We start from the raw sequence: 13326 nt of genomic DNA, 5'->3' as shown, positions 1-13326 counted from the left end.
TCTCTAAAGATTACAACTATTGACGCTTAAATGCGCTCTTTGGCGCACCACAAATCGGACAGACCCAATCATCCGGAAGCTCTTCAAAGGAAAGGTCGGGATCGTCATACACATAGCCGCAGATGGTACAAATAAACTCCTCGCCATCGTTGTGGTCGTCCACTGCCTCGGTCGCGCGGTAAGTAGGTGCATTTTTGGGTGCCGTCCCTTTGATGACCTTGTGGTAATAATCGTAGGTCATCGGTTTCCCCTTGGACGTGTCGCTGCCCGCCACCACTTCTGCAATGAAAATCGTATGTGTTGGCGTATCTACACTGTTTACGACCTTACAAAGGAACCAGCAACAAATATTCTCTTTCACAACGGGCAGCCCTTCCACCAAGATCTTATGGCGGACATTCTTGAGCTTGTCCGTGTCCCGTCCGGAATTAAAGCCCAACGCTCCAATCACCGCACCAGAGGTATCCTCGGAGAGCACAGAAACCGTGAAGATTCCTTCCTTTTTGATACATTCATAGCTATAATTGTCGCGGTTCATGCTGAGGGCAATTTGATTCGGCGTATTCGTCACTTGAAAAACTGTATTGACGATACAAGCAGAAACCTTTTTGTCATTTTTTACACCAATCGCATACATCCCGTAAGACAGGTTGAAAAGTGTCTCGTCCTTCATGAAAAACAAACACCTCCGATGGGCATTCATTGCCCCTATTCTTATCTATGTTACCACGAAGAGCGGATAGATACAAGGTAAATTTGCCGTTTTCTACAAATTATTTTCAGAAAATCCGATTTGCTCCGCTTTTTGGACAGGATTCTACTAAAGATTCCCAGATTTTTTAATACGTTCCCAATAGGCGCGATAAGCCTGTTCCGTTTTATTTTCCCCATATTCATAATAGTGGGTCCCTTGCAGATTCTCTGGCAGATACTGTTGCACCACCCAGTGGTTTGGATAATCATGAGGATATTTGTAAAATTGTCCTTTTACAGGATTATCTGCGCCGTCAAAATGCTTGTTTTGTAATTGCCGTGGGATTGGCCCCGCTTTTCCCGCGCGCACATCCTCCCTCGCTGCAAGAATCGCATTGTGGCCGCTGTTGGACTTTGGCGCATTGCATACGAGAAGCACCGCGTCCGCCAGCGGAAACTGCGCTTCCGGCAGGCCCACCATGAGCGCTGTATCCACCGCAGCTTTGACAATGGGGATGATCTGCGGATAAGCAAGCCCTACATCCTCGCTGGCGCACACCAACAGCCTGCGGCAGGCGGATGGCAGATCTCCCGCCTCCAACAGGCGCGCCAGATAATGGATCGCCGCATCGGGATCCGAACCGCGCATCGACTTTTGATAGGCGGACAGGATGTCATAATGCTCGTCCCCCTCACGGTCATACTTCATGGCGCTGCGCTGGGTCAGCTCCCTTGCCCCCTCCAGCGTTACAAGCCGCACATCGCCCTGTTCCTGGGAGGACAGGGCACAGAGCTCCACCGCATTCATCGCCTTGCGCACATCCCCGCCGCAGGCAGCGGCAATGTGTTTCACCACGCCGTCCTCCAAGCGCAGCGGGCTGTGCAGGTCCTCTTCCATCACATGGAATGCCCGCTCCACCGCAGGACAGATTTCTTCCGGCTGTACCGCCTTAAATTCAAACACGGTGGACCGGCTCAAAATCGCATTATAGACATAAAAATATGGATTCTCCGTTGTAGAAGCGATCAGAGTAATCTGCCCGTTTTCGATGAATTCCAAAAGCGTCTGTTGCTGTTTTTTATTAAAGTACTGGATCTCGTCCAAATAGAGCAGCACGCCGTTCACTGCGTCCAGACGGTCCAGGCCCGCAACCACTTCGCGGATGTCCGCGGTCGAAGCAGTGGTCCCGTTCAATTTGCAGAGTTTGCGGTTGGTCTGCTTTGCGATGATGGAAGCCAATGTCGTCTTTCCCACGCCGGATGGGCCGTAGAAGATCAGATTGGGGATCACCCCAGAGGCAAGAATCCTGCGCAGGGGTTTCCCTTCCCCCAGCAGATGGCGCTGGCCTACCATCTCATCCAGCGTTTGGGGACGGATGCGGTCCGCCAATGGGCGCATCAAAAGTTCCTCCTTTACCGGAAAGCCGCACTGTACTTGATTCGTACAGTGCGGCTTTTTCAATGTATAAATTCAGGTTTGGACTTCCTTATGCATAGAGCGGATAACGCGTGCAAATCTCCGTGACCATGCCGCGAATCTTTTCCTTGCTGTTGTCGAAGTCGTTGATCGCCAATGCGATGCACTCCGCAATGGTGTCCATATCGGCCACGGTCAAACTGCGGGTCGTGATGGCCGCCGTGCCAAGGCGCAGGCCGCTTGTGGTGAATGGGCTGCGCTGCTCGTTCGGAACCGTATTCTTGTTTGCGGTGATGTACACCTCATCCAGGCGGTGCTCCAGTTCCTTGCCGGTCAATTCCTGGCCGGTAAGATCCACCAGCATCAGATGGTTATCCGTGCCGCCGGAGACGAGCTTCACGCCGCGCTTGAGAAGGCCATCCGCCAATGCGGAAGCGTTGGCAACGATGTTGTGCGAATACTGCTTGAATTCCGGCTTCAATGCCTCACCGAAGCAAACCGCCTTGCCTGCGATGATGTGCATCAGCGGGCCGCCCTGCGTGCCGGGGAAGATCGCCTTGTCGATCGCCTTGGCGTACTCCTCTTTGCACAGGATCATGCCGCCGCGCGGACCGCGCAGGGTCTTATGCGTGGTGGTAGTCACTACGTCTGCGTAAGGCACCGGGTTGGGGTGGTCGCCGCCCGCCACCAGGCCGGCAATGTGCGCCATATCCACCATAAAGAGAGCGCCGCAGGCGTCGCAGATCTCACGGAACTTTGCAAAGTCGATCACGCGCGGATAAGCGCTGGCGCCCGCGACAATCAGCTTCGGCTTGACCTGCATGGCCTGCTCATAAAGCTGGTTGTAATCGATGCGGCCCGTCTCCGGGCTGACACCATAGGCGACAAAGTTAAAATAGCTGCCGGACATATTCACCGGGGAACCATGGGTCAGATGGCCGCCCTCTGCCAGATTCATACCCATGACCGTATCGCCGGGCTTGAGCAGGGCAAAATAAACGCCCAGGTTTGCCTGTGCACCCGCATGCGGCTGCACATTGGCGTGCTCGGCGCCGAACAGCTTGCAAGCACGGTCGCGCGCGATGTTTTCCACAACGTCAACATACTCGCAGCCGCCGTAGTAGCGCTTGCCTGGGTAGCCCTCTGCATACTTATTGGTGAGCACGCTACCCATCGCGGCAAGCACCGCCGGGGAAACCATGTTCTCGGAAGCGATCATTTCCAGGTTGCGCTGCTGGCGCTTGAGTTCATCCTGCATGGCCGCGCCGACTTCGGGGTCCGCCTGAGACACAAATCCAATTGTGTCCATCATATCTTTGTACATTTCGTTCCTCTCTCCTTGGTTGGTATTGGCCGCCAGCCGTCCCGGTCCTGGGCACGACTCCCGCCTGTATCTTGTTATCCATTATATCCTTTCTGCCGATAAAACGCAACACCTTCCGCCGCAGCTTTCCATTTTATCCAGAAAACGGACAAACTTCCCAGCCGCCCTTTCCAAGCCCACTACATCAGGAACCGGCGCAGGAAAAACAAAAGCAACAAATGGATGGGATACACCCAATAGAACACGTATTTGTTGAGCGCTCTTCCCCGCTGCCCATTGTAAAGCAGGATCGGAAGCACAGCAACCGGCGCCGCCAATTGGAGCGTCATATGATTGAGCAGCGAAAAGCCGGTATTGAGGATGGTAAAGAGGATGGTTCCCCTCGCGGGAGACGTCCGGCAAATATAAAAGACAATCACCAATCCCACGCCAAAGGCCCCGTAATCGGTCTGCAAGATCTCTGCGAGTCCCGCCAGCCCTGCCACCCCCACAAGGCTCCAAAAGGGCCTCTCTGGAGCGAAACGCTTCAAAAGTTCGCAGGCCGCCAATCCCAAAAATAATGTAAAAAAGACGTTTTGGGATTGCATCCAGAGGGCGGTATTGTGACACGCCAGATCAAACGGAATCTCCGACAGCAAGGCAAAGCCCAGCAGCCGCCCCAGATAGCGTTTGCTATTGGAGGTGTGGACGGCCCCTTCCGCCAAAAGGAAGCAATACAAAGGAAACGCCAGCCGTCCTAGCACCCGCAGGCCCTGCATCTGCGGGAACAGAACCATCCCCGCGTGATCGATCAACATCGAAACCATCGCCAAAAGCTTCAGCCAAAACCCGGACATAACCGCCCTCCTCGATTTCCAAAATTTTCTTCATCATAGGGATTTTTCCTTGGTTTGTCAACTTGTGCTTTCTTCGGTTTTCGTATACAATAAACTCATAGTCGAATTCCGTCGACCGGTAGAAATGGATCTGGAACAAGGAGATGCAGCAGAATGACAGAAAAGCAACGCGCGGTCCTGGCGGTGGAAGCTTTAAAGAAGGAATATCCCGATGCAATTTGTTCGTTGACCTATACAGAACCGCTTCAATTGCTGATCGCCACGCGCTTATCCGCGCAGTGCACGGACGCACGTGTCAACATGGTGACCCCTGCGCTTTTCGAGCGCTTCCCCACGCTAAATGCCTTTTGCGACGGGCCTGTGGAGGACATTGAAGAGATCATCCGCTCCTGCGGATTGTATAAGACCAAGGCGCGCGATATTTATGCGATGTGCAACAAACTGCGCAGCGATTACAACGGCGTCGTGCCGGACACGGTGGAAGAATTGACCAAACTCCCCGGCGTGGGCCGCAAAACCGCCAACCTCGTGGTGGGCGACATTTATCACAAACCCGCGGTTGTAACGGATACCCACTGTATCCGTATCTGTGGGCGTTTGGGGCTGAGCGAAGGGAAAGAGCCCTTGAAGGTAGAGAAACAGCTCCGCGCAGTCCTGCCGATGGACGAGGCAAACGATTTCTGCCACCGATTGGTCCTTCATGGGCGCGCTGTCTGCGACGCACGCAAGCCGAAATGTGAAATTTGCTGTATGCGTGAATTCTGTAAATACGCACAAGAAACACCTGTTGCGGAAAAAAAGGAGGGCAAGAAATGAAAAAGCTTTTGATCGTGGTGGATTATCAGAACGATTTTGTGTCCGGTTCCCTCGGGTTTCCAGAGGCGGAGGCACTGGAACCGAAGCTGCACAAAAAAGTGCAGGACTATCTCGACGCAAAGGACGATGTTGTCTACACCATGGATACCCACGGGGAAAATTATCTCGACACGCAGGAGGGGAAAAAACTTCCCATCCCGCATTGCCTGTGTGGTTCCGAGGGCTGGCAGCTGCACGGTCGCCTACGCTATCAGCTGGCTTACTGCACCTTCTTCGAAAAGAACACCTTCGGTAGCCTCGACCTTCTGCACTATTTGGAGGAAAAACGCTACGATGTGATCGAACTGGTCGGCGTTGTCAGCAATATCTGCGTCATCTCCAATGCGATTTTGGCAAAGGCCGCACAGCCGGAGGCACAAATTATCGTCGACGCACAGTGCGTGGCCAGCAACGACCCTGCCATGCAGGAAAAGGCATTCGACATCTTGGAAAACCTGCACATCGATGTGGTCAATCGCTGATGTAACGATTTACCACGCAAAAATTAATTTTTAAAAACTACTTGACAGATTTCTGTTGACCGGCGTATAATGACACCAAAATAAAACATTTTGAAATCCAACGAGCAAAAGTGAGTACCCTGTAAAACGGTGGCACAGAGAACCGGCGGTTGGTGGGAAGCCGGAGCATACGATGCAGGCGAATGGGTTTGTGAGGAGCATGGAGAAAGGGTTTCCGAGTAACCATCGCCGTGGTTCCCGCGTTATGGGAAAGGGTATTGAGGCAAAAGCTGCGTACCTTCGTTGATTTTGCCATGTACCTGTTAAAAGCGGAACGGTTTCGTTCCGGAATTTGGGTGGCACCACGAGTCTATCGTCCCATACGGACGGTAGGCTCTTTTTGTTTGCCAAAATACATTCTTGCTAAAGGAGATGCGCATATGTTGTACCCCACTTTGACGGAAGTACAGGAACTTTTGGAAGAATACGACGTTGTCCCTGTGTTTTATGAGGTCCTGTCCGATTCCATGACCCCGATCCACATTTTCAATGCCCTCAAGGAGCAAAGCGACACCTGCTTCATTTTGGAAAGTGTCGACAACACACAGTGGGGCCGCTACTCCTTCATTGGCATCCATCCGAAGATGGAAATCCGCATCAAAAATGGTTTGGCGACCGTTGCGGAAGGAAATTCGGAATCCCACACCCCGATCGACAACCCGATTTCCTTCCTGACAGAGATCCTGAACCGGTATAAGTCCCCCAGCTTTCCCAACCGCCCCAAATTGACCGGCGGGCTGGTCGGCTACTTTGGTTATGACACTGTCCGCTACATGGAGAAAAAATTGAGCCATCCCCCCAAGGATGACCTCGACCTACCGGACTGCCACCTCTTTCTTTACGACCAGTTGGTGGCCTTCGATCACCTCTCTAACAAGACAGTCATTATACAAAACATTCATCGAAATGAGGACCTCACAAACCGGTATGCCGCCTGCGAATCAGAAGCAGAGCGCCTGGGAGCCTATCTCACAGAATTCACGCCCCTCCCCCATGTGCCGAACAACCACCCAGCTCCCATCGTAGAGACGAACATCACCAAGGAGCAGCATCTGGAAAACATCCGCAGGGCGCAGGAATACATCAAGGACGGCGACATTTTCCAAGTGGTCCTCTCCCGCCGGCTAGAGGTTCCGAATCCGCCGGATGCGTTCGACGTGTACCGCTGCCTGCGTTCCGCCAACCCCTCCCCCTACCTCTATTATTTTAAGCTCAAGGATTATGAAATCGTCGGCGCCTCCCCGGAGATGCTCGTCAACGTGACAAAGGGCATCGTCTCCACCAAGCCGATTGCCGGAACCTCCAAACGCGGCCTGACCGAGGCACAGGACAAGGAGCTGGAACGCGACCTTCTCAAGGACCCGAAGGAAAAGGCCGAACACACCATGCTGGTGGACCTGGGCCGCAATGACGTAGGCAAGGTTTCCAAGTTCGGCACCGTGGAAGTGACTAGCTTCATGAAGGTGGAGCGTTATTCCCAGGTGATGCACATTGTCAGCGATGTAAAGGGCATGCTGCGGGACGACAAAACCGCATTGGACGCCCTGCTTTCCGTCCTCCCGGCGGGCACGCTCTCCGGCGCGCCAAAAGTGCGCGCAATGGAGATCATCGACGAACTGGAACCCACCAAACGCGGACTGTACGGCGGCACGGTCGGTTATCTCGGCTTTGACGGAAACATTGACACCTGCATCGCCATCCGCACCGTGCTGTTCAAAAACAACCGGGCTTATGTACAGGCGGGCGGCGGCATTGTCGCCGATTCCGTGCCGGAAAAGGAATTCGAAGAGAGCGAAAACAAGGCACGCGCAGTCATCAACGCCATCGAGCAGGCGTGCAACCTTTGAGAAAGGCAGGGAGACAGCCATGATCTTAATCATCGATAACTACGATTCGTTTACGTATAACCTATATCAATACATCGGCAAATTCTACCAGGACATCCTTGTCAAACGCAACGATGAAATCACATTGGAGGAAATCAAAATGCTTGCGCCGCAGGCGATCGTTATCTCCCCCGGCCCCGGTTATCCGGCAAGCGCCGGTATTTCCGTCGCTGCGATTCAGAAGTTCAGCGGGTCCATTCCGATCCTCGGCGTCTGCCTAGGGCACCAATCCATTGGAGAAGCGTTCGGCGGCAAGACGGTGCATGCCAAAACACTGATGCACGGCAAAGCCAGTGAGATCACCATCCAAAACAAAAATCCGCTCTTCTCCGGCCTGCCGGAAAGGGTAACCGTTGGCCGGTACCACTCCCTGATTTCCGACCGCGACACCCTTCCCGCCTGCTTAGAGATCCTTGCAGAGGACGAAGACGGCGAAATTATGGCGTTCGCCCATAAGGAACACCCCACCTACGGCGTGCAGTTCCACCCTGAATCGATTTTGACCGAATGTGGCCCGAAAATTCTGGAAAATTTCTGTGACCGCATCGCGCATCTGCCCATCACCGGCCGCACGGAATCCGCCGTCCCTCCGGCGCAGCGCAATCTCTTAAAGCCATATATCTTCAAAATCATCGAGGGCGAAGATTTGACCGAAGCGGAAGCGATCGAGGCGATGGACTGCATTATGTCCGGCGGCGCGACAAACGCGCAGATCGGTTCCTTTGTAACCGCACTGCGCATGAAAGGGGAAACCATCCCGGAGATCACCGGCTTTGCCCGCGTGATGCGCCAGAAGGCACAGCCCATGCCGGGATGCTCGGATTCCATCGACATCGTCGGCACAGGCGGCGACATGGTGGGCACGTTTAACATCTCCACCACATCGGCATTTGTCGCCGCGGGCGCTGGCGCGCGCGTCGCCAAGCACGGCAACCGCAGCGTTTCCAGCCGGAGCGGCGCCGCAGACGTTTTAGAAGCGCTCGGCATGAAGATTGCCATGACGCCCGACCAGGCTGCACAAAGTCTGAACACCTGCGGGCTTTCGTTTCTTTTTGCCCAATCGTTCCACGGTTCCATGCGTTTTGCCGCCGCACCCCGCAAGGAGATCGGCGTGCGCTCTGTGTTCAACATTCTCGGCCCGCTCGCAAATCCGGCACAGGCGGATTATATCCTGCTCGGCGTTTATGACGAGGACCTGATGGAGCCCATGGCGCGCGTGCTGATGAATTTGGGCATCAAAGGCGCCATGCTTGTCCACGGGGACGACGGGCTGGACGAGATCACCATTTCCAACACCACCCGCGTCTGTGAGATTCGCGATGGCAAGCTCATCAAATACGATTTGGACCCGCGTGACTATGGGATGGAATTGGCGGAGCTGTCCTCTGTGGTCGGCGGCACCGCACAGGAAAATGCGCAGATCACCATGGATATCCTCCAGGGAAAGCCCGGCCCTTGCCGGGACATTGTCCTCCTGAACGCGGGCTGTGCGCTGTATACCATCCAAAAAGCGGCGTCCATCGAAGAGGGGATCGCCCTGGCCAAGGATTCCATCGATTCCGGGAAAGCATTGGAGAAGCTGAACGAATTCAAAGCCTTCACACATTCCATCCAATAAGGAGAACGCCCTATGATTTTAGACGATATTGTTTGTAAGCGAAAAGAACAGCTTGCGCGGGAAATGGCCGCCGTGCCGCTCGAAGCCGTTCAGAAGGCGGCGCAGAACCGGCGGGAACCGACGCGGGATTTTGCCAAGGCTTTGCAAGGGGACCGGCTCGCCGTAATCGCTGAGGTAAAAAAGGCCTCCCCTTCTAAAGGGCTAATTTGCGCGGATTTTCATCCGGTGGAGATCGCCAGGGCTTATGAGCAGAACGGCGCAAACGCGCTCTCGGTTTTGACGGAAGAACACTATTTCCAGGGAAAAAGCGATTATCTGCGCGCCATCCGTGCGGCGGTCTCACTCCCCATTCTGCGCAAGGATTTTATCATCGACCCCTACCAAATCTATGAGGCGCGCGCCATGGGCGCGGACGCCATTCTATTGATCGCCGCCCTATTGGATACCAAAACCCTCCGGGCGTTTGCGGAAATTGCACACGGCCTGGGCCTCGCCTGCCTGACAGAGGTGCACAACGAGGAAGAACTCGCCTCCGCCCTGGCCGCTGGCAGCGACCTGCTTGGCATCAACAACCGTAATTTGAAAACCTTTGTGGTCAGCCTAACCGTCACCGGACGGCTGGCCCCTCTGGTACCGGAAGGGCATGTACTCGTCTCGGAAAGCGGCATCCGGGATAACGGCGACATGAAAGCCGTCCGAGAGCATGGCGCGGACGCCGTATTGATCGGGGAGACGCTGATGCGAAGCGGCGACATCGGGCGCTCCCTGCAAGAATTGAGGCGGGACGTATGAAGCTCAAGCTCTGCGGCATCCGGCGTGCCGAGGATATTTCCTATGTGAACGCCTTCCCGCCGGACTACATCGGGTTTGTCTTTGCCAAAAGCAAACGGCAGGTATCGGCGGAGCAGGCGGCCGCGCTCTCCAAGGGACTGCGCGCGGGGATTCAAACCGTCGGTGTATTTGTCAATGAACCAATTGAGCACTTGCTACAAATCGCAGAACGTGCTAGACTGGATGTGTTGCAGCTTCACGGGGATGAGGACGCCGCTTACATCGAAACCCTCCGGCAGCGTACAAAAAGGCCCATTTGGAAGGCGGTGCGCGTCACGGATGCAGAAAGCATCCGCCGGTCGGAACAGCTCCCCGTAGACCTTCTCCTCTTGGACAGCTTTTCCCCCACCGCCTATGGAGGAAGCGGCAAGGTGGCCAATTGGCCTGCGATCCGGGAGGCAAACCCGCAGAAGCCCTTTTTCCTCGCGGGCGGGTTGACGGCGGAAAACCTTTTCGAAGCAGTGGAAGCTGTCCATCCCGCCGGGGTGGACCTTTCAGGAGGCATCGAAACCGGTGGCTGCAAGGACAGGGAAAAAATTCGCGCAGTGGTTACACAATTTCAGGCGTTGCAGGACGCCTAGGGGATCAAGCAGGAAGGAAGGACAACATGAGTAAAATCGGAAGATACGGCGAATACGGCGGCCAATATGTGCCGGAAACCGTGATGAACGCGGTACACGAGCTGGAAGCCGCCTACGCAACATATAAAGACGACCCAGATTTTCAAAAGGAGCTCTCCTGGTACTATCAGAACTATGCCGGAAGGCCCTCCATGCTCTACTATGCGGAGAAAATGACAAAGGATCTCGGCGGCGCAAAGATCTATATCAAGCGCGAGGACCTCAACCACACGGGCTCCCACAAGATCAACAATGTCCTGGGCCAAATTTTGTTGGCGAAACGCATGGGCAAAAAGCGCATCATTGCGGAGACTGGAGCGGGCCAGCATGGTGTGGCGACGGCGACCGCCGCCGCGCTGTTCGGGATGGAATGTGAAGTCTATATGGGTGCAACGGATGTGGAACGCCAATCGCTCAACGTCTACCGCATGGAGCTGTTGGGCGCAAAGGTGATACCGGTCCACAGCGGCACCGCTACGCTGAAGGACGCCATCAACGAGGCCATGCGTGACTGGACCACCAACGTGGAAACCACCCATTATCTGATCGGTTCCGTGATGGGCCCCCACCCCTATCCACAGATGGTGCGTGACTTTCAGAAAATCATTGGGCAGGAAGCCAAGCGCCAATTGATGGAAATCGAAGGCAAGCTGCCCGACGCCGTCTGCGCCTGTGTGGGCGGCGGCTCCAACGCCATGGGGATGTTCTACGACTTCATCCCCGACGAATCGGTCCGACTGCTCGGCGCAGAAGCAGCGGGTGAAGGTGTGGACACCGACCGGACGGCGGCGACGATTTCCAGGGGCCGCGCGGGGATCTTCCATGGTATGAAGTCCATCTTCCTGCAAAATGAAGAAGGCCAAATTGCGCCGGTCTATTCGCTCTCCGCGGGGCTGGACTATCCGGGAATTGGCCCGGAGCACGCGCAGCTCGCCAAGACCGGCCGCGGCGAATACTTTGCCATCACGGACGAAGAGGCGGTATGTGCCTTTGAATATCTCTCCCGTATGGAGGGGATTATCCCGGCGATCGAATCCGCACATGCTGTTGCGCTGGCTTGCAAGATCGCTCCGACCATGCGCAAGGATCAAACCATGATCATCTGCCTGTCTGGACGCGGCGACAAGGACGTTTATCAGGTGGCAAGATACAGGGGGGTAAAGCTCAATGAACAGGATTGACGCGACATTTCAGAAATTGCAAGAGCAGGGCCGCAAGGCTCTGATTCCGTTTGTGACCGCGGGCGACGCCGGCCTGGACACCACAGAGCAGCTTGTTTTGCAGTTGGAGGCTTCCGGGGCGGATATCATCGAATTGGGCGTCCCTTTTTCCGATCCCATCGCGGAAGGGCCGGTCATCCAGGAAGCCAGCGTCCGCTCCCTGGAGAATGGGACGAAACTGGTTGATATTTTCGATTTGGTCAAACGCTTGCGGGAAAAGACGCAGGTTCCTCTTCTGTTGATGCTTTACATCAACAGCATTTTCGGCTTCGGTACGGAGCGTTTTTTCCAGCTATGCGCCGAGAGCGGCGTGGACGGTGTAATCGTCCCCGATCTGCCCTATGAAGAACAGGATGAAATCCAAGAGGCCGCGGACCGTGCGGGTGTGTATTCCATCAGCATGGTGGCCCCCACCTCTCAAGAGCGCATTGCGATGATCGCCAGCGCCGCCAAGGGATTCCTGTACTGTGTTTCCTCCACCGGCGTCACCGGTATGCGCAAGGAGTTTACCACGGATTTTGATGCATTTTTCCATACCATCCGCCAATCTGCACATATCCCCTGCGCTGTGGGATTTGGCCTCTCCGGGCCGGAACAGGCCAAAGCGATCAGCGCCTACTGCGACGGCGTGATCGTGGGCAGTGCCATTGTGAAACTGGTTGCCGAATCCGGCAAGGACTGCGTGGAACCGGTTGGGCACTTCACTGCTTCTCTGCGCAAAGCGCTGGATTCCTAAACTTTTGCAATTTTTTGCCCGTCATGGTATCATAAACTCCAAATGTTCTACATTGGAGGAATGAATACCATGGCGGGAATTTTATATAGTATCGGCGTTGGGCCCGGAGATCCGGAACTTCTCACACGCAAGGCGGAACGTCTCATTCGCAGTTGCCCGGTCCTTGCAGCTCCAGGCGGCCGGGACAGCACATCCTTTCGCATTGCCGTACAAGCAATCCCGGAGATCACGGAGAAGCCCTGTCTTTCCCTACGCCTTCCTATGACGCGCGACCCACAGGTGCTGAAGGAAAGCCATCGGCTTGCAGCGGAACAAGTAGCAGAAGTTCTGAAAAGCGGCCAGGACGTCGCCCTGCTCACTTTGGGCGACCCTTCGATCTATTCCACCTGCATATACATACAAAATCAAATACAGGCAATGGGCTTTTCCTATCAAATGGTCGCCGGTGTGCCCTCCTTCTGTGCGGCCGCGGCAGCGCTGGGCGAAAGCCTGACCGAAGCGGATAAGCCCCTGCGGATCTTGCCCGCCTCTTACCCTTGTGCGGAACCGGAGCTCGATGCCCCGGGCGTCAAGATCCTGATGAAAAGCGGCAAGCAGTTTGCAAATGTGAAGCGGCTTTTAACGGAAAAGGGCCTCTCCGAACACACCAGCGTCGTGCAGAACTGCGGGATGCCGGGGGAAGCGCTCTATCCTACGCTTTCCCAGACGGGCGACACCGCCGGATACTTTTCCATATTGATCGTAAAAGACCCGTAAAACAGGAAGGGGA

At 55.1% G+C, this 13326-nt stretch carries 13 protein-coding genes and 1 other annotated feature; of the genes, 9 read left to right on the top strand and 4 right to left on the bottom strand.

All coding sequences use genetic code 11. The annotated features are described in order from the left end of the window. Positions 1 to 16: 16 nt before the first annotated feature. From I2G69_RS04885 to I2G69_RS04870, 4 genes are all read right to left on the bottom strand, one after another. Positions 17 to 673, bottom strand: a complete 657-nt coding sequence (locus I2G69_RS04885; RefSeq protein ID WP_087233236.1) for a flavin reductase — start codon at positions 671 to 673, stop codon at positions 17 to 19. Between the two features lie 147 nt (positions 674 to 820). Then, positions 821 to 2092: a replication-associated recombination protein A gene (locus I2G69_RS04880; RefSeq protein WP_195560329.1), complete on the bottom strand. Its 1272-nt coding sequence runs from the start codon at positions 2090 to 2092 to the stop codon at positions 821 to 823. 88 nt (positions 2093 to 2180) lie between these two features. Further along, on the bottom strand, positions 2181 to 3434 hold the full coding sequence (gene glyA / locus I2G69_RS04875; RefSeq protein WP_195560328.1) for a serine hydroxymethyltransferase: 1254 nt from the start codon (positions 3432 to 3434) through the stop codon (positions 2181 to 2183). A 179-nt stretch (positions 3435 to 3613) separates the two neighbouring features. Then, positions 3614 to 4270, bottom strand: a complete 657-nt coding sequence (locus I2G69_RS04870; RefSeq protein ID WP_195560327.1) for a TraX family protein — start codon at positions 4268 to 4270, stop codon at positions 3614 to 3616. A 153-nt stretch (positions 4271 to 4423) separates the two neighbouring features. On the opposite strand from I2G69_RS04870, the gene nth reads away from it, so the two are divergent. From nth to cobI, 9 genes are all read left to right on the top strand, one after another. Next, on the top strand, positions 4424 to 5086 hold the full coding sequence (gene nth, locus I2G69_RS04865; protein WP_191362784.1) for an endonuclease III: 663 nt from the start codon (positions 4424 to 4426) through the stop codon (positions 5084 to 5086). Continuing rightward, entirely contained in the window at positions 5083 to 5607 is a 525-nt protein-coding gene (locus I2G69_RS04860; protein ID WP_191395483.1) for a cysteine hydrolase family protein, read from the top strand. The genes nth and I2G69_RS04860 overlap by 4 nt, the downstream gene beginning before the upstream one ends. A gap of 91 nt (positions 5608 to 5698) precedes the next feature. Continuing rightward, positions 5699 to 5970, top strand: a binding site (T-box leader). 56 nt (positions 5971 to 6026) lie between these two features. Continuing rightward, the gene (trpE, locus tag I2G69_RS04855; RefSeq protein WP_191405594.1) at positions 6027 to 7493 is read left to right on the top strand and encodes an anthranilate synthase component I; all 1467 of its coding nucleotides are present in this window, start codon (positions 6027 to 6029) and stop codon (positions 7491 to 7493) included. Next, positions 7378 to 9150: a bifunctional anthranilate synthase component II/anthranilate phosphoribosyltransferase gene (locus tag I2G69_RS04850; protein ID WP_330610122.1), complete on the top strand. Its 1773-nt coding sequence runs from the start codon at positions 7378 to 7380 to the stop codon at positions 9148 to 9150. The genes trpE and I2G69_RS04850 overlap by 116 nt, the downstream gene beginning before the upstream one ends. A gap of 12 nt (positions 9151 to 9162) precedes the next feature. After that, entirely contained in the window at positions 9163 to 9942 is a 780-nt protein-coding gene (gene trpC, locus I2G69_RS04845; protein WP_195560325.1) for an indole-3-glycerol phosphate synthase TrpC, read from the top strand. Beyond that, positions 9939 to 10562 carry a phosphoribosylanthranilate isomerase gene (locus I2G69_RS04840; RefSeq protein WP_195450797.1) on the top strand — a complete coding sequence of 208 codons (624 nt, stop codon included), beginning with the start codon at positions 9939 to 9941 and terminating at the stop codon, positions 10560 to 10562. Before trpC ends, I2G69_RS04840 begins: the two co-directional genes overlap by 4 nt. A gap of 26 nt (positions 10563 to 10588) precedes the next feature. Beyond that, a complete protein-coding gene (gene trpB / locus I2G69_RS04835) occupies positions 10589 to 11782 on the top strand; it encodes a tryptophan synthase subunit beta (RefSeq protein WP_191441766.1) in 1194 nt (397 codons plus the stop codon). After that, complete coding sequence (gene trpA / locus I2G69_RS04830) at positions 11769 to 12557, top strand: tryptophan synthase subunit alpha (RefSeq protein ID WP_195450796.1); 789 nt, start codon at positions 11769 to 11771, stop codon at positions 12555 to 12557. Before trpB ends, trpA begins: the two co-directional genes overlap by 14 nt. A gap of 69 nt (positions 12558 to 12626) precedes the next feature. Beyond that, positions 12627 to 13313 carry a precorrin-2 C(20)-methyltransferase gene (gene cobI, locus I2G69_RS04825; protein ID WP_195560324.1) on the top strand — a complete coding sequence of 229 codons (687 nt, stop codon included), beginning with the start codon at positions 12627 to 12629 and terminating at the stop codon, positions 13311 to 13313. Positions 13314 to 13326: the final 13 nt, after the last annotated feature.

Source organism: Anaeromassilibacillus sp. D41t1_190614_C2, assembly GCF_015558525.1.
GTDB lineage: Bacteria > Bacillota > Clostridia > Oscillospirales > Acutalibacteraceae > Anaeromassilibacillus > Anaeromassilibacillus stercoravium.
Note: the sequence above shows the minus strand (reverse complement) of the source record. Positions and strands in the feature narration are given on the sequence as shown.